The 619-nt window shown below is 66.9% G+C and carries 1 protein-coding gene and 1 pseudogene; both read right to left on the bottom strand.

Annotated elements, in window-relative coordinates:
* On the bottom strand, window positions 1-295 hold a 295-nt coding region (locus JMJ55_RS32300; protein WP_202829350.1), incomplete at its 3' end, for a transposase.
* Window positions 296-383: 88 nt separating this feature from the next.
* Window positions 384-539, bottom strand: a pseudogene (locus tag JMJ55_RS30470) (IS5-like element ISRso1 family transposase); the annotation flags it as partial.
* Between the last annotated feature and the right edge of the window lie 80 nt (window positions 540-619).

Below are 619 nucleotides of genomic sequence, written 5' to 3'. Positions count from 1 at the left end.
GGCCTTCGGCTGCGCGCGCGAGGGCGCGAAGCCGGTCGTGCAGGCATCGGAGCGTTCCGTCCAGCCGCCAGCGCCGGAAATGCGCGAAGACCGTCGGCCAGGGCGGGAAGGAGGATGGGAGCATGCGCCAGGCACAGCCAGAGCGGACCAGATGGAAGGTCGCCTCGAGCATCAGCCGGCGAGGCCATTGGAGCGGCCGTCCTCGCGTCGCCGGCGGTGGAAGCAGAGGCTCCAAGGCTGCCCACTCGCCGTCAGAGAGGTCCGTCGGATACCGGTGCTGACGGTGTTCGCGCATGGCTGCCTCGGGCTGGAAAGATGAGCCACAGCAACGCTTTAGACCGCGATCCGCCTCTCCACACAGTCAGTGAGTGACAGTTTGAGAATCAGCGATGGGCCACCCGGCGGAGCAGGAGGGCGCCCATGCTGACGTGAATTATGGCCTCGGACACGTCGAGGCGCCTCTCGTCGTCCCGCACAAGGCGGCGCCAGCGCATCATCCCGCCGAAGGTGCGCTCCACCACCCATCAGCGCGGAAGGACATGATGAGAGTTGTGCGCAGATGTGCTTGCAGCGGCGCGGCGTAGTCTGATTCCCTCGCTTGATCGGTGGGAGGCGACGA

Source organism: Belnapia mucosa (assembly GCF_016775475.1).
Lineage (GTDB): Bacteria > Pseudomonadota > Alphaproteobacteria > Acetobacterales > Acetobacteraceae > Belnapia > Belnapia mucosa.
Note: the sequence above shows the minus strand (reverse complement) of the source record. Positions and strands in the feature narration are given on the sequence as shown.